Source organism: Streptomyces termitum (assembly GCF_014650175.1).
In the GTDB taxonomy this organism is placed as follows: Bacteria; Actinomycetota; Actinomycetes; order Streptomycetales; family Streptomycetaceae; genus Streptomyces; species Streptomyces termitum.
On the sequence record NZ_BMUL01000007.1, the window covers coordinates 153,598 to 170,897 of the forward strand.

Consider the following 17,300-nt stretch of genomic DNA (forward strand, 5'->3'; position numbering starts at 1 on the left):
CGGACCCGGCGGTCTCAGCAGCCGCCCTCCGGGGTGGGACCGGCCAGGGCGGTCAGCAGTCCTCCGAGCTCCTCGCGCTGTTCGGCGGTCAATGGAGCCAGGATGTCCTCTGCGGCGGCCCGGCGCGCGCTGCGCAGCTCCCGCAGCGTGGCGCGCCCCTCGTCGGTCAGCTCGATCCGCACCACCCGGCGGTTGGTCGGGTCGGGCACCCGGCGGACCCGGCCGGCCCCCTCCAGGCCGTCGACGAGGCTGGTCACGGCGCGCGGGACGACCTCCAGGCGGGCGGCGAGGTCGGCCATCCGGGGCGGGGCGTCCCCGAAGTGCGCGACCAGGCGCAGCAGCCGGGACTGGGCGGGGGTGATGCCGACCGGCTCCAGGTGGCGCTTCTGGATGCGGTGGAGCCGGCGGGTCAGCCGGAGCAGCTGCTCGGCGAGGAGCCCGTCGGGGTCGGCGGCGCCCGCGACGGGGGCGCCCGGAGGCTCGCTCGTACCGGGGGCGGTCAGGCCGGGATCGCTCATGGGGGAACAATATCAGGACCTGGTTCATTGTGAACATAGGTAAGAGTGAGCTACAGTCTCTTTTCGAATGCGTTCGTGTGTTCCGGCGCGTCCGTCTGTTCCGCGTGCCCGCCCGTGCGCCCGCTCGCGCACCTCACGAGTCCGTAAGCCCACGAGCCCGCACCCTCTCGAAGGAGCCCATGCACCCCCACGACCAGTCCACCTGGACCCCACCGCCGCGCGACCCCGCGCAGCCGAAGGAGCCCGCCCAGCTGCGGCGCATCCTCGGCCTCTTCCGCCCCTACCGCGGCCGCCTCGCGCTCGTCGGCCTCCTGGTCGCCGCCGCCTCGCTGGTCTCGGTCGCCTCGCCGTTCCTCCTCAAGGAGATCCTCGACACCGCGATCCCCCAGGGCCGCACCGGGCTCCTCAGCCTGCTCGCCCTCGGCATGATCGCCACCGCCGTGCTGACCGGCGTCTTCGGCGTGCTCCAGACCCTGATCTCCACCACGGTCGGCCAGCGCGTCATGCACGACCTGCGCACCGCCGTCTACGGCCGGCTCCAGCGGATGCCGCTCGCCTTCTTCACCCGGACGCGGACCGGCGAGGTCCAGTCCCGGATAGCCAACGACATCGGCGGCATGCAGGCGACCGTCACCTCCACGGCCACCTCCCTCGTCTCCAACCTCACCGCCGTCGTCGCCAGCGTGGTCGCCATGCTCGCCCTCGACTGGCGGCTCACCCTGGTCTCGCTGCTGCTGCTCCCCGTCTTCGTCTGGATCAGCCGCCGGGTCGGCCGGGAGCGCAAGCGGATCACCACCCAGCGGCAGAAGCAGATGGCCGCGATGGCCGCGACCGTCACCGAGTCGCTCTCCGTCAGCGGCATCCTGCTCGGCCGCACCATGGGCCGCGCCGACTCGCTGACCGAGTCCTTCGCCCGGGAGTCCGAGCGGCTCGTCGACCTCGAAGTGCGCTCCTCCATGGCCGGGCGGTGGCGGATGTCCGTCATCGGCATCGTCATGGCCGCCATGCCCGCCCTGCTCTACTGGGCCGCCGGCCTCGCCACGGGGATCGACGGCGCGGCGATCTCGCTCGGCACCCTGGTCGCCTTCGTCTCGCTCCAGCAGGGGCTCTTCCGCCCCACCGTGAGCCTGCTCTCCACCGGCGTCCAGATGCAGACCTCGCTCGCCCTCTTCCAGCGCATCTTCGAGTACCTCGACCTGCCGGTGGACATCACCGAGCCCGCGGAGCCCGTCCGCCTCGGCCCCGTCCGCGGCGAGATCGGCTTCGAGAAGGTCCGCTTCCGGTACGACCCCGAGGGCGGCGGCCGGCCCACCCTCGACGGCATCGACCTCACCGTCCCCGCCGGCGGCAGCCTGGCCGTGGTCGGCCCGACCGGCTCCGGCAAGTCCACGCTCAGCTACCTGGTGCCCCGCCTCTACGACGTGACCGAGGGCCGGGTCACCCTCGACGGCGCCGACGTCCGCGACCTCGACTTCGCCACCCTCGCCGACGCGATCGGCGTGGTCTCCCAGGAGACGTACCTCTTCCACGCCTCCGTCGCCGACAACCTCCGCTTCGCCAAGCCCGACGCCACCGGCGCGGAGATCGAGGCCGCCGCGCGGGCCGCCCAGATCCACGACCACATCTCCTCGCTGCCCGACGGCTACGACACCCTGGTCGGCGAGCGCGGCTACCGCTTCTCCGGCGGCGAGAAGCAGCGGCTGGCCATCGCCCGCACGATCCTGCGCGACCCGCCGGTGCTCATCCTCGACGAGGCCACCAGTGCCCTCGACACCCGCACCGAGCACGCGGTCCAGCAGGCCATCGACTCCCTCTCGGCGGGCCGCACCACGATCACCATCGCCCACCGGCTCTCCACCGTCCGCGACGCCGACCGGATCGTCGTCCTGGAGGACGGCCGGATCGCGGAGAGCGGCACCCACGAGGAGCTGATGCTCCGGGACGGGAAGTACGCCGCCCTGGTCCGCCGGGACGAACAGGCGAACGTGGGAGCGGTTGTTCCCACGAACGTGTGATCGTTCCGGGATTCATGGCTCAACTCCCGTACGGGGTCGGATGATTACGTTGTGCGAGCGACGGGCTGCAGACCGCGACCGCACCGTCCCACGAAACACCTGTACGAGGAGCACCACCATGAACGTCATCACCGATCTGCTCGCCGGCGTCTTCCACTTCCTGGGCTGGCTCATCTGATCCGAGCAGCGGTTCCCGGCGCCGTCGGTCCCCCGTCCCAGGGGGTCGGCGGCGCCGTCGTGTGCGCGGGTGGCAGATGTTCCGATATCGACCGATTTGGTCGATATCGCGAAGGGCTCCGGCTCGTTGGGCAGCGCATGAAGCACCTCAGACGACGTCGCTGGATCTGGTCTCCCATCACCTCCTGGCAGGCCAGGCGACTCGCCCGGGTGACCGGCGCGGAATTCGACGACGCGTGGGTCGAGATCCGGCTCACCACCCATCCGGACGAGCGACATTTCGCCCTCGCCCACGACGTCCTCACCCAGGTCCTCTTCGCCCGCGACACGGGCTGGCCGGAGGACGCCCCGAGGTACCCGGAGGTGCCGAGGCGGTACGAGACCGGGCTGCGCGCCCCGGAGGGAGGATGGCGCCCGCGCGACGGATCGCTCAGGCCGTGACGGCGGACGACCGCGCGGGCACCGGCTCGGGAGACGGGCCGCCGGACTCACCGGCCGCCCCGGTCCCGCCCGCCGCGATCGCCGCGCCCGCGCCGCCGGCCGCACCTGCTCCGGCCGTCCCGCCGGCCCCGTCCACCGTGCCGGCCCCGTCCGCCGTGCCTGTCGTGCCCGTGCCTGTGCCCGTACCGCCCGTCTCGTCCGTCCCGCTCGGCCCGTGGGTGAGGAGGCGGCGGATCTCGCGGACGGCGGCGCGGCCGGCCCGGTTGGCGCCGATCGTGGAGGCCGAGGGGCCGTAACCCACCAGGTGGACGCGCTCGTCCAGGACGGCGCGGGTCCCCTCCACCTGGATGCCGCCGCCCGGCCCCCGCAGACGCAGCGGGGCCAGGTGGTCGATCGCGGCCCGGAAGCCGGTCGCCCACAGGATCACGTCCGCGTCGACCGTCCGGCCGTCCGCCCAGACCGCCCCGGTCGGCGTGATCCGTTCGAACATCGGCTGCCGGTCGAGGACGCCGTTCGCCAGTCCCGCGCGGATCGCGTCGTTGAGCGGCAGCCCCGTCACCGAGACCACGCTGCGCGGCGGCAGCCCCTGCCGCACCCGCTCCTCCACCAGCGCGACCGCCGCGCGCCCCTCGGCCTCGCCGAAGGAACCCTCCCGGTAGACCGGCTCGCGCCGGGTCACCCAGGTCGTCGCGGCGGCGTGCTCCGCGATCTCCAGGAGGTGCTGGGTGGCCGACGCCCCGCCGCCCACCACGATCACCCGCAGTCCGGCGAAGGCCTCGGGCCCCGGATACCCGGCCGTGTGCAGCTGCCGTCCCCGGAAGGTCTCCTGGCCGGGGTAGTGCGGCCAGAAGGGCCGGTCCCAGGTCCCGGTGGCGTTGACCAGCGCCCGGGGCGCGTACACGCCCTCCGAGGTCTCGACCCGCAGCCGGCCGCCCTCGCCCTCGCGCACGGCGGTCACGTCCACCGGCCGGTGCACCCGCAGGTCGAACGTCCGCTCGTAGCCGTCGAAGTAGCCGCCGATCACCTCGGAGGAGGGCCGGGCCGGGTCGGCCCCGGTCAGCTCCATGCCCGGCAGCGCGTGCATCCCGTGCACCTTGCCGTAGGTCAGCGAGGGCCAGCGGAACTGCCAGGCCCCGCCCGGACGCGGCGCGTGGTCGAGCACGACGAAGTCCCGGTCCGGCTCCAGGCCGGCGCGTCGCAGGTGGAACGCGGCGGACAGCCCCGCCTGCCCGGCGCCGATCACCACGACGTCCACCGCCCGCACCGCTGCCGCACCCACAGAATCGTTCACGCTTCTACCAACCGGGCCGGCCCCCGGGATCTTCCCCGCGCCCGCGCCGTCGCGGGGCGGCCGCGCGGCACCGGTCCCACGGGACCTTCCCCGCCCTCGCGTCCGTACCCGCTCTCACCGGGGCCGGCACCCCCCTACCGGGTTCCGCTCGCCAGCAGGCCGCGCCCGGTGAGCAGGGGTGTCACGCCCTCCCCGAACCAGTACGCCTCCTCCAGGTGCGGGTAGCCGGAGAGCACGAAGTGCTCCACGCCCAGGTCGTGGTACTCCTCGATGCGGTCGGCGACGTCCGCGTGGCTGCCCACCAGGGCCGTGCCCGCCCCGCCCCGGACCAGCCCGACGCCCGCCCACAGGTTCGGCGCGATCTCCAGCCGGTCCCGGTCCAGCGCCCCGCCCCCGTGCAGGGCGAGCATCCGCCGCTGGCCCACCGACTCGGTGCGGGCCAGCGCCTCCTGCGCCGCCGCGACCGTCCCGGCGTCGAGGTCGTCCAGCAGCCGCTCCGCCGTCGCCCACGCCTCGCGCGCGGTGTCCCGCGAGAGGGTGTGCAGCCGGACGCCGAAGCGGACCGTCCGGCCGCGCTCCGCCGCGAGCCGCCGGATCCAGTCGATCTTCTCCTTCACCTGCCACGGCGGTTCGCCCCAGGTCAGGTAGACGTCCGCGTGCTCGGCGGCGACCGGACCGGCCGCCGCCGACGAGCCGCCGAAGAAGACCTCCGGCAGCGGGTCGGGCGGCAGCGCCGTGAGCCCGCCCGCCACGTCGTAGTACGCGCCCCGGAAGTCGTACGGGCGTCCGCTCCACACTCCCCGTACGACCGACAGGAACTCGGCGGTGCGCGCGTACCGCCGGTCGTGGTCGAGGTGGTCGCCGAACCGCCGCTGTTCGGCGGCGTCGCCGCCGGTCACCACGTTGAGCAGCAGCCGGCCCCGGGTGATCCGCTGGTACGTCGCCGCCATCTGCGCGGCGAGGACGGGGGAGAGGACCCCGGGCCGGAACGCCACCAGGAACTTCAGCCGCTCGGTGTGCTGCGCCAGCGCGACCGTCGTCAGCCAGGCGTCCTCGCACCAGGTGCCGGTGGGCGTCAGGACGGCCTCGAAGCCCAGCCGTTCGGCCGCCTTCGCGATCTGCGCCAGGTAGTCGATGTCGGGGGCGCGGACCCCGGCGGTCCCGCCCGCGCCGCGGGTGATGCCGCCGTCGGCGTACGCGTGCCGGTCGACGAGGGTGCGTCCGTCGCCGCCGGTCGGCAGGAACCAGTGCAGGTGGACCGTCACGGGTCAGTCGTCCTTTCCGAGGGGGCGCGCCATCCGCGGCCCCGCCGACGAGGCGAACGCGGCGACGAGCACGGGGGCGGTGGCGGGCGCGGACACCGGTGCGGGGAGGCCGAGTTCGGCGTGGAGCCGGGCGCGCAGCCGGGCGAGGGCCGGGCCGCCGCCCGGGACGACCGGAGCGTCGTACGCGATGACGCCGCCGCGCAGCACCACGACGCGGTCCGCGTGCGACAGCGCCTCGTCCACGTCGCGGGCGGCCATCAGCACGGTGCGCCCGCGCCGCCGGGCCTCGGCCCGGTCCGGCGCGGCGGCCGGCGCGTCGAGCAGCACCAGGTCCGGGTCCTGGACCGGCGCCCGCCGGAGCCCGCCGCGCCGCCACCGTCCCGGCCGGGTCGGGGAGAGGACGGCGGCGCGCCGCCGGGGGACGAGCACGGTGCCGCCGATCTCCGGGTCGAGCCCGGCGAGGATCCGCAGCAGGGTCGACCTGCCGCAGCCCGGCGGCCCGAGGAGCGCGGTGAACCGCCCCGGTTCCAGGGTGAGATCGAGGCCGTCGAGGACTGTCCGGTCGCCGAAGGAACGGGTCAGCCCCCGGACGGTCACCGTCCGGCGAGGGTCGGATGCCATGGCAGGACTCCGAGGAGGAAGGAAGAGCGCGGGAGAACGGGGACGCGTCACCGCCGGGCGGCGCGGAGCGGACACGCGCGCACGACGGCGACGATCAGGAGGAGCGCGAGAGGTGCCGGAAGGGCGTCAGCAGCCGCGGGGACACGCGGCGGAGGCCACCCGCAGCAGGTCGATGTGACCACGCGTGGTGAGCAGGGCTGTACGCGACATGGTGCGGAAACTAGCGACCGCCGCCGGACCGGTCAACGGTGTCTCGGTGCGTGGACGCGCCTTCCCGGCGACCGGACGGCAGGATGACCCCATGCCGCACTCCTTCACCACCCGTGTCATCAGCCTCACCACCGGCGCCCGCGAGACCGTCACCGACCTCACACGCGTCTGCGAGACCTTCCTCGCCGAGACGGCCACCGGCCGCGACGGCCTCCTCAACCTCTTCGTCCCCCACGCCACCGCCGGCCTCGCGGTCCTGGAGACCGGCGCGGGCAGCGACACCGACCTCCTGGCCACCCTCCACCACCTCCTCCCGGCCGACGACCGCTGGCAGCACCGCCACGGCACCCCCGGCCACGGCCGCGACCACGTCCTCCCCGCCTTCCTCCCGCCCCACGCCACCCTCCCGATCGTCGCCGGCCGCCTCGCCCTGGGCACCTGGCAGTCGGTCTGCCTGGTCGACACGAACGTCGACAACCCGGAACGACAGGTGCGGCTGAGCTTCCTGGGCTGACCGGTCGTACGGCGGGGCGGGACACCGGGCAGGGCGACGGCGGCCTTTCCCGGCGTGCGGCCCGATGGGACGGCCCCGGTCAGGGCCACAGTTCCAGGAGGGCGTCCAGGGTCAGTTTCCACATCGGTTCGGCGCCCGTTCCGAAGGCGGCGGCGAGGGCGTAGCCGACGGCGGCGTCACGGGGTTCCGGCGGAGCGTCGTCGGACGCCGGTGCCCAGGTGACGTCGACGGTTCCGTCCCCGGTCGAGGTGAAGACGCCGAGGAGGCGGCCGTCGCGGAGCAGGCGGCTGGTGCCCAGGGAGTCGGGGACCAGCAGGTAGGCGGGGCCCCGGTCCGCCGGTCCGGCCTCGACCCGGTACGAACGCCGGGTCAGGAAGCCCTTCGCGGGGCGCAGGACCTCCTCCGCGCCGTCCACGCTCAGGGCGAGCCGCTCCGGGTCGCGCGTGCCGATCGGCACGTGGCTCTCCGGCGGGGCGTCGCCGCTCCGCCGGATCTCGGCGCACGGCACCCCGTCGCCGTCGACCGTCAGGATCCCGGCCTCGTGGTCGAGCGCGATGCGGATCTCCCCGAAGAGCCGGTCGGTGGCGGGCTCGTACGCGTACGCCTCCATCGGCACGCCCTTCTCCCCTCGTCGTTCTGGTGTTCGCGGTCCGTCATTCTCGGCCCGGTCGGCGGGGCCGGTCCCCTTTTCGGCCACGGGTCCGGTGCGCCCGTCCGGTGCGGGGTCCGTCCTCACGACGGGGGGAGGCGGTCGGCCCCGGGGGAGCGCAGCACGAGGAGGGTGATCTCGCTGGGGGCGAAGACGCGGAAGGGAGGGCCCCAGAAGCCGGTGCCCCGGCTGGTGTAGAGGAGGGTGCGGGCGCCGTGGCGGCTGAGGCCGGCGACGGTCGGCTGGTCGAGGCGGACCAGGTGGTGGAAGGGCCAGATCTGGCCGCCGTGGGTGTGGCCGGAGAGCTGGAGGTCGACGCCGTGGGCCGCCGCGCGGTCGACGAACTTCGGCTGGTGGGCGAGGAGGAGGACCGGGAGATCGGGGTCGGCGTCCCGGAGGGCCCCGTCGAGGTGGGCGCGGTGGCCCGCGAGGCCGGAGGACTCGGCGGTGACGTCGTCCACACCGGCGACGACGAGGGTGTCCCCGCCGCGTTCGAGCAGCAGGTGGCGGTTGCGCAGCGGCTCCCAGCCCAGTTCGTCCATCAGGTCGACCCAGCCCTGGGCCTCGCTGTAGTACTCGTGGTTCCCGGTGACGTAGACCCGGGCCCGGGTCGCGCGCACGGTGCCGAGCGGGGCGGCCTGGGCGCGGCGGCGGTCGGCCGTGCCGTCCGCGATGTCGCCGGTGTGGCAGACCAGGTCGGCCTCCAGGCTGTTCACCGTCTCGCAGACCCGCCGCGACCAGTCGGCGCGGTCGAGCGGGCCGTAGTGGGTGTCGGTGATCAGGACGACCCGGGTGCCGTCGAGTCCGGCGCCCAGCCGGGGCAGCGGCACGTCGAGCCGGCGCACGCGCGGCACGCGGCGGGCCTCGGCGTACCCCCGGACGAGCAGGACGGCGGTCACGCCGAGCACGGCCCAGGCGGCGGCGCGTGCCCGGTCCTGGGCGTCGCCCGCCCCGGCCACGGCCAGGACGGGCCGCAGCAGGGCGGTGAGCAGGACGGACCAGGTGAACAGGATCCAGACGCCGCCGAGCAGGGTGTCGCCGACGATCGCCGCCCGGTCCCGCTGGCGCCGGCCGTGGCCGCGCACCATCGCGAGCGGCATGCCGACCAGGCCGAGGACGGCCAGCGCGGTGCCGGCCGCCGTGACGGGGAGCGGCCAGTGCTGGCCGGTGTGGAGCAGGAGCCAGCAGGGCACGGCCCACAGCAGGACCGGCGCGACCAGGGGGACGTACCGCATCAGGAGCCGCAGCCGGCCGGACGGTTCGCCGCTCGCCGGGCCGGTGGCGGGCGGGGTGTCGCTGGTCTCGGTCACGCTTCCCCTCCCGGGGGTCTGTCCGACGGATCGCGCCCGGGGCGGACCGGATCGGTCGCGGGCGCGCGGGAGGGGCCATTGTCCGTCACCGGCGCGCGCGGTGTCCCTCCGGGTTCGTCAGGAGCCCGGCTGGGGCCGGACGGTGAGGATCTGCTCGGCCCGGCCGACGGGGCCGTCGGCGTCGTGCAGGGCGGTGCTGGTGAGGCCCTGGCCGGTGGGGCCGAAGGAGACGGTGGTGTCGAGGCCGGTCCAGGCTCCCCGGGGCTGCCGGTAGAGGTGGATGGTCAGGTCCAGGTTGGGGAACATCCAGGCGGTCGGGTCCTGTTGGACGGCGATGCCGTTCGCGGTGTCCACCAGGGCGACGTACGAGGCGAGGGCGCTGCTCTCCTCGCCCGCGACGAGGTCGAGCCGCGAGGAGATCCAGGCCGTCGCGCGGCCGGGGCGGGCCGTGGGCGCGCGACGGACCTCGATGGAGGAGACGTAGCCGCCGTCCCACGCCTCGTCCATGGGCCAGACCGGCAGGTCGCCGGGGGCCGGCAGCGGCCCGGTGGGGCTGTCGGCGACGGCGGAGGTGTCCAGCCGGGCCAGCAGCCAGGCGCGGGCACGGACCACCGGCCGGCCGCCGATGACGACGGTCGCCTCCAGGAGTTCGATGGTCCGGCCGGGGCGGACGGTCTCCACGGTGATCTCGCACTCGTCGAGCGCGACGCGGCCGAGGATCTCGTAGCCGACGCGTCCCACGACGAGTCCGTCCGCGCCGCCCGGACGGTCCGCGAGGTGCCGGTCGAGGGCGTGGACGACGAGGCCGGCCAGCGGGCTGAAGTGCTGCTCGGCCGGGTCCCACGCGCCGCCCGCGTGCGCCGTCGGCTTGAAGCGGTGCTCGCCGGTCCGCACGTAGTAGCTCTCGCGGGCGGGGGCGCTCGTGCTCACGGGGCGCGTCTCCACTTCTGGCCCCGGCCGGATCGCGGCCCTGGCCGATCAGTTGTCGTATGCACGCATCCTAGGGGCGGGCCGCCGGAGGGTCACCGTGACCCCGCGCACAGGGCGACGGCCGAGATGTGCGGAATGATGACCGGATGATCTTTCTGAACGAAAGGCTCGTGGGCGGCTGGTCCGGGGCCGTCGTGAACGTGATGGAGTCGACCAGCGTCGTCTTCCTCCCCGGCGGATGGGGCTGGAGCCTCCTGGACAGCGTGAGCGGCACGACGTCCGTCTCGCGCTTCCGCTGGTCCTGCCCGGCCGAGGGGCTGCTGCGGCTCCGGAACGTCTGGTACGTCGACGGCGCCACCGGACGGGACGGCCGGTTCGCGGCGGACGCGCGGGTCACGGCGGCGGACGACGTCTTCGAGACGCGGTACGCGCTCACCCGGCGGCGGCACCCGTGGGCGCGGGAGGACGAGGGGGACGAGGCCGCGCTGGTGGTGGACCCCGCCCTCGACTACGAGAACGTCTTCTACCGCGTGCCCGGGTCCTTCACGGCGGCCGACGACCCCTCCGCCGCCCTCGTCCCGCACCCCCCGGCGCCGCGCCCCGGACCGCCGCCGGGGGCTTGGCGGGGCTGAGCCCTCAGTGGAGGGAGCGGAGGAAGCTCCGGGTCCGCTCGTGGCCGGGGTCGTCGAGGAGCGCGCCGGGCGGGCCGGATTCGAGGACCCGGCCGCCGTCGAACATCAGGACCCGGTCGGAGATGTCGCGGGCGAAGCCCATCTCGTGGGTGACGCAGAGCATCGTCAGGTCCGTGGTGGCGGCGACGTCCCGCAGGACGTCGAGGACCTCGGCGACGAGTTCCGGGTCGAGCGCCGAGGTGACTTCGTCGAGGAGGAGCACGTCGGGCCGCATCGCGAGGGCGCGGGCGATGGCGACGCGCTGCTGCTGGCCGCCGGAGAGCCGGGTGGGGTGGGCGTCGGCCTTGTCGGCGAGGGCGAGGAGTTCGCGGGCGCGCTCGGCGGCCTCCTCCTTGCCGAGGCCGAGGACGTGGACCGGCGCCTCCGTCAGGTTGGCCAGGACGCTCATGTGCGGGAAAAGGTTGAACTGCTGGAACACCATGCCGATGTGCCGGCGGCGGCGCGCCAGGTGGCGCTCGTCGGCCGGGACGAGCTTCCCGCCCGGACCGCCCGGACCGCCCCGACCGCCCCGACCGCCCCGACCGGACGGACCGGACGGCATGTGGGAGAAGGGCTCGCCGTCGACGTGGATGACGCCGCCGGTGACCCGCTCCAGGGTCATCAGGAGCCGGAGGATGGTGGTCTTGCCGGAGCCGCTCGGGCCGATCAGGGTGACCCGCTCCCCGGGGGCCACCGCGAGGTCGAGCCCGTCGAGGACCGTATGGTCGCCGAAGCGCTTCGTCACGCCGTCGAAGCGGACCTTGTCGGGGACCGGGCCGGGCGCGTCGGGTGCGGCGGGGGCGGTCGGTTCAGTGGGCAAGGCGTGCCTCCAGGCGGCGGACGAGCAGGGACGTCGGCCAGCTCGCGAGCAGGAAGACGACGGCGGCCAGGGTGAAGCTCTCCAGGTAGGCGAAGTGGGTGCTGCCGAAGGAGTTCGCCTCGTGGACCATCTCGTTCACGGTGATGACGGACAGGAAGGGCGTCTCCTTGAAGAGGGAGACCGCGTAGTTCCCGAGCGACGGCAGCACGTTCCGTACGGCCTGCGGCAGGATCACCGCCCGCCACACCCGGCGGCGCGGCAGCGACAGCGCCGCGCACGCCTCCCACTGGCCCTTCGGGACGGCGTCGATGCCCGCCCGGTACACCTCGGAGAGGTACGTGGCGTAGTGCAGGCCCAGGACCAGGACGCCGATCGTCAGCGCGTTCAGCCCCGGGACCAGGATCCAGACGGCGAACAGCTGCACCATGACGGGGGTCGAGCGGACGAACGCGGCGAGCCCCCGGACCGGCAGCGCGATCCACCGGGGCGCGGACCGCTGGACCAGCGCCACGGCGAGGCCCGCGACCACCGCGACCGCGAAGCCGAGCACCGTCGCGAGGAGCGTCACGCCGAAGCCGGACAGGACGACCGGGAGGGCGGCGCGCGCCGCCTCCATGTCCCACATCAGGCACCCCCGCCTTCCTGGCCGAGCCGGGCCTTCGCCGAGCGCTCCAGCGCGTTCATCCCGGCGCTCAGCAGCACGGCCACGCCGAAGTAGAGGAGCAGGAGCAGCAGATAGGCGGCGGCCGTGCCGCCGGTCGCCGACCGCAACTGGTCGATGCGGAAGGTGAGGTCGGCGACGGTGACCAGGGAGAGCAGCGGCGTCGCCTTGAGGAGCTGGATGAGCAGGTTCTTGAACGGCGGGATCATCAGCGCGTACGCCTGCGGCAGCACCACCCGCCGCAGCCGCAGCCCCGGCCCCATCCCGAGGGCGATCGCCGCCTCGGTCTGGGCGGCGGGCACGGCCGCGATCGAGCCCCGGACGACCTCGGCGCCGTACGCCCCGTAGTTGAGGCCGAAGGCGAGCACCCCGCAGGCCAGCGGCTCCAACCGGAAGCCGAGCATGGGCAGGGCGAAGAACAGCCAGAACAGCTGGACGTACAGCGAGGTGCCGCGCAGGAACTCGACGACGGCGCGGGAGGCGCCCCGCACCAGCATCCGGCGGGACAGCGCGGCCAGGCCCAGGGCGAAGGCGACGACGAGCGCGAGGGCCGCGCCGAGCAGCGTCGCCTCCAGCGTGACGAGCAGCCCGCCGGCGATCGAGGGCAGCGCCCGGACCGTCTCGGACAGGAAGTCGGAGGACAGGAAGTCGGAGGACAGCAGATCGGAAGAGAGGAAGCCGGAGGCCGGGGGACCGGAGGACAGGGGAAGGGCGGGCAGGAGGTCGTTCATGGGCGGTGCCCCCTCACCCCGCGCACAGGTCGGCCGTGCGCAGGGTGCGCGGCGGCACCTCGCGCTCGGTGAAGCCGTACTTCCCGATCAGCTCCACGTACCGCGCCGGATCGCCGGTGATCTTCGCCAGTTCCGCGTCGAACGCGTCGCGCAGCGACTCGGCGCCCGGCCGGAAGACCGCGCCGCCGGGGCTGTACTGCTCCACCCCGCCGACCACCGGCACGAACGGGTCCAGGACCCGCACCGCCGCGCCCTTGTTGACGCGGGCCAGCCAGCGCAGCGAGATGCCGGTGAGGGCGAAGGCGTCGATCCGGCCGGCGAGGAGGGCGTCGAGCCCGTCCTGCTGCTTGGCCAGCGTCACCACGGAGCCGTCCGGGACGCCCGCCTCCTTGGCGTACGAGGCCTCCACGGCGGCGGTGAGGACGCCGACCCTGGCCTTCTCCGCCGCGCAGGACCGCAGGTCGCCCAGGCCCTTGGGGTTGCCCTCGCGGACCATGAGCGCGGTCGGGGAGACGAACTCGGGCTCGGAGAAGAGGACTTTGGCGCACCGCTCGGGGGTGATGGCCATGCCCGCGCTGACCACGTCGAAGCGACCGGCGAGCAGCCCGGGGATGAGCGCGCCGAACTCGGTGAGCGTGGGCCGCAGTTCGCCGATGCCGAGGGCGGTGAAGATCTCCCGGTGCAGGGTCGGCGCCTCGCCCGCGAGCCGCCCGTCCTCCTGGAAGCCGTACGGTGCCTCGCCCGCGAAGCCGACCCGGACGTGGCCCTGTTTCCGCAGCTTTGCGAGGAGGTCCCCCTCGCCGGCCGGTGCGCCGGTGCCCACCTCCGTACGGCTGCACGCGACGAGCGGGGTGGAGACGGTGAGCAGTCCGCCGAGCACGGCGGCGCGGGAGAGGAGACGTCTGCGGGAGAGGGACACGGGCGGTCGGTCCTTTCGGCGGAACGGCGGAGGGGAGCGGCGGAGGGGGCGCGGGGTCAGGCGATCGGGGTGGTGTCCCGGGAGGCGATGAACGACGGGCGGCGGACGGGCGCGGCGAAGGGCAGTTCCGGCGCGTTCTCCACGCTGTTGAAGACGAGGAAGACGTTGCTGCGGGGGAAGGGGGTGATGTTGTCGCCCGAGCCGTGCAGGGCGTTGCAGTCGAACCAGACGGCCGAGCCCGCGTCGCCGGTGAAGTGCTCGATGCCGCACGCCTCGGCGAAGGTGGTGAGCGCCTTCTGCGAGGGGGTGCCGGCGTCCTGCATCCGCAGCGACTTCTTGTAGTTGTCCTCGGGCGTCTCGCCGGCGCAGCCGAGGAAGGTGCGGTGCGACCCCGGCATGATCATGAGGCTGCCGTTGGTGGTGAAGTTCGGGGTGAGCGCGAGCGACACCGACACGGCCCGCATCAGCGGCAGTCCGTCTTCCGCGTGCCAGGTCTCGAAGTCGGAGTGCCAGTAGAAGCCGCTGGCGCCGAAGCCGGGCTTGACGTTGATCCGGGACTGGTGGACGTACACGTCGGAGCCGAGGATCTGGCGGGCGCGGTCGACCAGGCGCGGGTCGGCGGCGAGCTTCGCGAAGACCTCGCTGATCCGGTGCACCTCGAAGACGGAGCGGATCTCCTGGGAGCGGGGTTCGACGACGGCCCGCTCGTCCGCGCGGACGGCCGGGTCGGCGACCAGCCGGTCGAGTTCGGCGCGGAGTTCGGCGACCTCCTCCGGGCCGACGAGGGCGTCGACGGCGAGGAAGCCGTCGCGGTCGTACCGCTCCAGCTCGCGCGGCCAGAAGGGGCCGGGGGTGCCGGGATCGGACCAGACGACCGGCTCCTTGCGGAAGACGAGGGCCTCCTCGGCGCCTCGGGTGGGATACGGGTCGACAGGGCGGGCGGGGGCGCTGGTCATCGCGGTGCGTGCCTCTCTCGTACGAAGGGGGGTGCGGGCCTCGGGGCCTCAGGCGGGGTCCGGGGCGGAGCCCGGCTCCGCGTCCGGCTCGGGCTCGGTCAGGAGCGGGTAGACGCCGTTCTCGTCGTGGTCCTCGCGGCCGGTCACCGGCGGGTTGAAGACGCACAGGCAGCGGAACTCCTCCTTGACCCGGAGGGTGTGCCGCTCGTGGCCGTCGAGGAGGTACATGGTCCCGGGGACGATGGTGTGGGTCTTCCCGGTCTCGTGGTCGGTGAGTTCGGCCTCGCCGGCGGTGCAGACGACGGCCTCGACGTGGTGCGCGTACCACATGGTGGTCTCGGTGCCGGCGTGGAGGACGGTCTCGTGGAGGGAGAAGCCGACGCGCTCGCGGGCGAGCACGATCCGCTTGCTCTCCCAGGTGCCGGAGGCGGCCTTCACATGGCGGTCGGTGTTCTCCAGCTCGGCGAAACTGCGGACGATCATGGGTGCCTTTCCGGGGGAGGGACGGGGTGCGGGGGCGTGGGGTCAGGCGGTGTGGCGGACGGCGCGGGCGAGGATGCCGAGGCCCTCGTCGAGCTCGTCGTCGGTGGCGGTCAGCGGCGGCAGCAGCTTGACGACCTCGCCGCGCGGCCCGGAGGTCTCGACGAGGAGCCCCAGCTCGAAGGCGCGGCGGCAGACGGCCTCGGCGCGCCCGTCGCGGGCGAACTCCAGGCCCCAGACCAGGCCGCGCCCCCGGTGGGAGATCTCCCCGCGCTCGTTGCCGCTGGTGAGGTCGAGCAGGGCGGCCTCGACGCGGCCGGCCCGCTGGAGGGTCCGCTCGCGCAGCGTGCCGTCGCGCCAGTAGGTGTCGAGGGCGGCGGTCGCGGTGACGAAGGCCGGGTTGTTGCCGCGGAAGGTGCCGTTGTGCTCGCCCGGCTCCCACAGGTCCAGCTCGTCGCGGAAGAGGCAGAGGGACATGGGCAGTCCGTAGCCGCTGATCGACTTGGAGAGGGTGACGATGTCGGGGGTGACGCCGGCCTCCTCGAAGGAGAAGAAGTCGCCGGTCCGGCCGCAGCCCATCTGGATGTCGTCGACGATGAGCAGCATGTCGCGGCGGCGGCACAGGTCGGCGAGGCCGCGCAGCCACTCGGCGCGGGCCACGTTGACGCCGCCCTCGCCCTGCACCGTCTCGACGATCACGGCGGCCGGGTGGTCGAGGCCGGAGCCGGAGTCCTCCAGGAGCCGCTCGAACCACAGGAAGTCCGGGAGCCGGCCGCCGAGGTAGCGGTCGTACGGCATCTGGGTGGTGTGGGTCAGCGGCACGCCCGCGCCGGCCCGCTTGACGGCGTTCCCGGTGAGGGCGAGGGAGCCCAGCGACATGCCGTGGAAGGCGTTGGTGAAGGAGACGACCGTCTTGCGGCCGGTGACCTTCCGGGCCAGCTTGAGGGCCGCCTCGACCGCGTTGGTGCCGGTCGGGCCGGGGAACATCACCTTGTAGGGCAGGCCGCGCGGCTCCAGGACGGTCTCCTGGAAGGTCTCCAGGAAGCGGCGTTTCGCGGTCGTCGACATGTCGAGGCCGTGGGTGATGCCGTCGCCGCCCAGGTAGTCGAGGAGCGGCCGCTTGAGGGCGGGGTTGTTGTGGCCGTAGTTGAGCGAGCCCGCGCCCGCGAAGAAGTCGAGGAAGGGGCGCCCGTGCTCGTCGTACAGACGGCTCCCGGTGGCCTTCTCGAAGACGGTGGGCCAGGACCGGCAGTAGCTGCGGACCTCGGACTCGACGGTCTCGAAGACGGACGGCGGGGTCTCGGCGATGAGCGTCATACGGGTCTCCAGTGCGTGAGGACGCGGAAGAAGAAGGGGAAGGAGAAAGGCGGGAAGGAAAGACAGGGGGGAAGGGCGCCGTCAGAAGGACAGCGGCGCGATGCGGTGCAGGACCTCGGCGTCGTGGGAGTCGCCCGGGAAGGCGGCGGCGGGGAAGAGGACCGCGCGGTCGACGCGGGCGCCGTGACGCCGGGCGAAGGCGTCGAAGAGGCGCTCGGAGGCGGTGTTGCCGGGCGTGATCGTCGTCTCGACGGCGTCGATCCCGTGCGCGCCGGCCACCCGCCGGGAGAGCGCGTCGAGCAGCGTGCCGGCGATCCCGCGCCCCCGGTGCGAGGCGTCCACCGCGACCTGCCACACCAGCAGCGTCCGGGGGGCGTCGGGCCGCAGGTAGCCCGTCACGAAGCCCACCGCCCGGCCCCGCCCGTCGCGGACGACGACGGAGGTGTCGGCGAAGTCCCGGCACCAGAGCAGGTAGCTGTACGAGGAGTTGACGTCGAGGACCTCGGACTCCCGCGCCAGCCGCCAGAGTTGCGCCCCGTCCGCCACCTCCGGGCGGCCGAGGGTCCACCCCTCGGGCAGATCCGCCGCTTCGCTCCGGGCGAGGGTCGTGTGAGCTGTGGTGGTCATGGGCGCCGAAGCTACCCAGCGAAAAGACGAACTGCCTGGGCCTGAGGGGTTACGGAGGACGGGGTGCCCGTGTTATGCGACGCGGCGCCCCGGTGGCCCGGAAAGTGGATCAGGTCCCCGATCGAGGGGTGTGAACAGGGGCAAACCTGTCCAGACCCTCGCTCCATAACGACGACG

Annotated in this window: 19 protein-coding genes and 1 pseudogene; 5 read left to right on the plus strand and 15 right to left on the minus strand. The window is 74.0% G+C overall.

The window, feature by feature from the left end:
- Nucleotides 1-14 precede the first annotated feature (14 nt).
- Nucleotides 15-518, minus strand: a complete 504-nt coding sequence (locus IE219_RS15580) for a MarR family winged helix-turn-helix transcriptional regulator (protein WP_229849779.1) — start codon at nucleotides 516-518, stop codon at nucleotides 15-17.
- A gap of 179 nt (nucleotides 519-697) precedes the next feature.
- Here IE219_RS15580 and IE219_RS15585 point away from each other — a divergent pair, with 179 nt between their 5' ends.
- The 3 genes from IE219_RS15585 to IE219_RS15590 all read left to right on the plus strand — a co-directional run bounded on the left by IE219_RS15585 (nucleotide 698) and on the right by IE219_RS15590 (nucleotide 3,151).
- Nucleotides 698-2,533, plus strand: a complete 1,836-nt coding sequence (locus IE219_RS15585; protein ID WP_189977592.1) for an ABC transporter ATP-binding protein — start codon at nucleotides 698-700, stop codon at nucleotides 2,531-2,533.
- A gap of 49 nt (nucleotides 2,534-2,582) precedes the next feature.
- Nucleotides 2,583-2,711, plus strand: coding sequence for a hypothetical protein (locus tag IE219_RS32275; RefSeq protein ID WP_268256848.1), 129 nt, complete (start codon nucleotides 2,583-2,585; stop codon nucleotides 2,709-2,711).
- Between the two features lie 137 nt (nucleotides 2,712-2,848).
- Nucleotides 2,849-3,151 carry a hypothetical protein gene (locus IE219_RS15590; protein ID WP_189977594.1) on the plus strand — a complete coding sequence of 101 codons (303 nt, stop codon included), beginning with the start codon at nucleotides 2,849-2,851 and terminating at the stop codon, nucleotides 3,149-3,151.
- 208 nt (nucleotides 3,152-3,359) lie between these two features.
- Here IE219_RS15590 and IE219_RS15595 read toward each other — a convergent pair.
- From IE219_RS15595 to IE219_RS15605, 3 genes and pseudogenes are all read right to left on the minus strand, one after another.
- Nucleotides 3,360-4,415: pseudogene (locus IE219_RS15595) on the minus strand (NAD(P)-binding domain-containing protein); the annotation flags it as partial.
- Between the two features lie 161 nt (nucleotides 4,416-4,576).
- Nucleotides 4,577-5,707 carry an LLM class flavin-dependent oxidoreductase gene (locus IE219_RS15600; protein WP_189977596.1) on the minus strand — a complete coding sequence of 377 codons (1,131 nt, stop codon included), beginning with the start codon at nucleotides 5,705-5,707 and terminating at the stop codon, nucleotides 4,577-4,579.
- 3 nt (nucleotides 5,708-5,710) lie between these two features.
- On the minus strand, nucleotides 5,711-6,328 hold the full coding sequence (locus IE219_RS15605; RefSeq protein ID WP_189977598.1) for an ATP-binding cassette domain-containing protein: 618 nt from the start codon (nucleotides 6,326-6,328) through the stop codon (nucleotides 5,711-5,713).
- A 301-nt stretch (nucleotides 6,329-6,629) separates the two neighbouring features.
- On the opposite strand from IE219_RS15605, the gene IE219_RS15610 reads away from it, so the two are divergent.
- Nucleotides 6,630-7,052 carry a YjbQ family protein gene (locus IE219_RS15610; protein WP_189977600.1) on the plus strand — a complete coding sequence of 141 codons (423 nt, stop codon included), beginning with the start codon at nucleotides 6,630-6,632 and terminating at the stop codon, nucleotides 7,050-7,052.
- 79 nt (nucleotides 7,053-7,131) lie between these two features.
- On the opposite strand, the gene IE219_RS15615 is transcribed toward IE219_RS15610, so the two are convergent.
- The 3 genes from IE219_RS15615 to IE219_RS15625 all read right to left on the minus strand — a co-directional run bounded on the left by IE219_RS15615 (nucleotide 7,132) and on the right by IE219_RS15625 (nucleotide 9,941).
- On the minus strand, nucleotides 7,132-7,662 hold the full coding sequence (locus IE219_RS15615; RefSeq protein WP_189978010.1) for a hypothetical protein: 531 nt from the start codon (nucleotides 7,660-7,662) through the stop codon (nucleotides 7,132-7,134).
- A 122-nt stretch (nucleotides 7,663-7,784) separates the two neighbouring features.
- Nucleotides 7,785-9,011, minus strand: a complete 1,227-nt coding sequence (locus IE219_RS15620; protein WP_189977602.1) for a metallophosphoesterase — start codon at nucleotides 9,009-9,011, stop codon at nucleotides 7,785-7,787.
- A gap of 117 nt (nucleotides 9,012-9,128) precedes the next feature.
- Nucleotides 9,129-9,941, minus strand: coding sequence for a thioesterase family protein (locus IE219_RS15625; protein WP_189977604.1), 813 nt, complete (start codon nucleotides 9,939-9,941; stop codon nucleotides 9,129-9,131).
- A 146-nt stretch (nucleotides 9,942-10,087) separates the two neighbouring features.
- Here IE219_RS15625 and IE219_RS15630 point away from each other — a divergent pair, with 146 nt between their 5' ends.
- Nucleotides 10,088-10,573: a hypothetical protein gene (locus IE219_RS15630; RefSeq protein WP_189977605.1), complete on the plus strand. Its 486-nt coding sequence runs from the start codon at nucleotides 10,088-10,090 to the stop codon at nucleotides 10,571-10,573.
- 4 nt (nucleotides 10,574-10,577) lie between these two features.
- Here IE219_RS15630 and ehuA read toward each other — a convergent pair whose 3' ends face one another.
- The 8 genes from ehuA to ectA all read right to left on the minus strand — a co-directional run bounded on the left by ehuA (nucleotide 10,578) and on the right by ectA (nucleotide 17,123).
- Nucleotides 10,578-11,432, minus strand: a complete 855-nt coding sequence (gene ehuA / locus IE219_RS15635) for an ectoine/hydroxyectoine ABC transporter ATP-binding protein EhuA (RefSeq protein ID WP_189977607.1) — start codon at nucleotides 11,430-11,432, stop codon at nucleotides 10,578-10,580.
- Entirely contained in the window at nucleotides 11,422-12,057 is a 636-nt protein-coding gene (gene ehuD / locus IE219_RS15640; protein WP_189977609.1) for an ectoine/hydroxyectoine ABC transporter permease subunit EhuD, read from the minus strand. The genes ehuA and ehuD overlap by 11 nt, the downstream gene beginning before the upstream one ends.
- Nucleotides 12,057-12,824: an ectoine/hydroxyectoine ABC transporter permease subunit EhuC gene (ehuC, locus tag IE219_RS15645; RefSeq protein ID WP_189977611.1), complete on the minus strand. Its 768-nt coding sequence runs from the start codon at nucleotides 12,822-12,824 to the stop codon at nucleotides 12,057-12,059. The genes ehuD and ehuC overlap by 1 nt, the downstream gene beginning before the upstream one ends.
- A 13-nt stretch (nucleotides 12,825-12,837) precedes the next feature.
- Nucleotides 12,838-13,743, minus strand: coding sequence for an ectoine/hydroxyectoine ABC transporter substrate-binding protein EhuB (gene ehuB, locus IE219_RS15650; RefSeq protein ID WP_189977613.1), 906 nt, complete (start codon nucleotides 13,741-13,743; stop codon nucleotides 12,838-12,840).
- A 56-nt stretch (nucleotides 13,744-13,799) separates the two neighbouring features.
- Nucleotides 13,800-14,699: an ectoine hydroxylase gene (gene thpD, locus IE219_RS15655; RefSeq protein WP_189977615.1), complete on the minus strand. Its 900-nt coding sequence runs from the start codon at nucleotides 14,697-14,699 to the stop codon at nucleotides 13,800-13,802.
- A 48-nt stretch (nucleotides 14,700-14,747) separates the two neighbouring features.
- Nucleotides 14,748-15,182 carry an ectoine synthase gene (locus IE219_RS15660; RefSeq protein WP_189977617.1) on the minus strand — a complete coding sequence of 145 codons (435 nt, stop codon included), beginning with the start codon at nucleotides 15,180-15,182 and terminating at the stop codon, nucleotides 14,748-14,750.
- Nucleotides 15,183-15,224: 42 nt separating this feature from the next.
- The gene (ectB, locus tag IE219_RS15665; RefSeq protein ID WP_373298845.1) at nucleotides 15,225-16,487 is read right to left on the minus strand and encodes a diaminobutyrate--2-oxoglutarate transaminase; all 1,263 of its coding nucleotides are present in this window, start codon (nucleotides 16,485-16,487) and stop codon (nucleotides 15,225-15,227) included.
- 90 nt (nucleotides 16,488-16,577) lie between these two features.
- Nucleotides 16,578-17,123: a diaminobutyrate acetyltransferase gene (gene ectA, locus IE219_RS15670; RefSeq protein ID WP_189977621.1), complete on the minus strand. Its 546-nt coding sequence runs from the start codon at nucleotides 17,121-17,123 to the stop codon at nucleotides 16,578-16,580.
- Nucleotides 17,124-17,300 lie beyond the last annotated feature (177 nt).

Coding starts and splice junctions, on each gene's coding strand:
- IE219_RS15580 (WP_229849779.1), bottom strand. CDS start 518: ATGAGCGATCCCGGCCTGACCGCCCCCGGTACGAGCGAGCCTCCGGGC.
- IE219_RS15585 (WP_189977592.1), top strand. CDS start 698: ATGCACCCCCACGACCAGTCCACCTGGACCCCACCGCCGCGCGACCCC.
- IE219_RS15590 (WP_189977594.1), top strand. CDS start 2,849: ATGAAGCACCTCAGACGACGTCGCTGGATCTGGTCTCCCATCACCTCC.
- IE219_RS15605 (WP_189977598.1), bottom strand. CDS start 6,328: ATGGCATCCGACCCTCGCCGGACGGTGACCGTCCGGGGGCTGACCCGT.
- IE219_RS15610 (WP_189977600.1), top strand. CDS start 6,630: ATGCCGCACTCCTTCACCACCCGTGTCATCAGCCTCACCACCGGCGCC.
- IE219_RS15615 (WP_189978010.1), bottom strand. CDS start 7,662: ATGGAGGCGTACGCGTACGAGCCCGCCACCGACCGGCTCTTCGGGGAG.
- IE219_RS15630 (WP_189977605.1), top strand. CDS start 10,088: ATGATCTTTCTGAACGAAAGGCTCGTGGGCGGCTGGTCCGGGGCCGTC.
- ehuD (WP_189977609.1), bottom strand. CDS start 12,057: ATGTGGGACATGGAGGCGGCGCGCGCCGCCCTCCCGGTCGTCCTGTCC.
- ehuC (WP_189977611.1), bottom strand. CDS start 12,824: ATGAACGACCTCCTGCCCGCCCTTCCCCTGTCCTCCGGTCCCCCGGCC.
- thpD (WP_189977615.1), bottom strand. CDS start 14,699: ATGACCAGCGCCCCCGCCCGCCCTGTCGACCCGTATCCCACCCGAGGC.
- IE219_RS15660 (WP_189977617.1), bottom strand. CDS start 15,182: ATGATCGTCCGCAGTTTCGCCGAGCTGGAGAACACCGACCGCCATGTG.
- ectA (WP_189977621.1), bottom strand. CDS start 17,123: ATGACCACCACAGCTCACACGACCCTCGCCCGGAGCGAAGCGGCGGAT.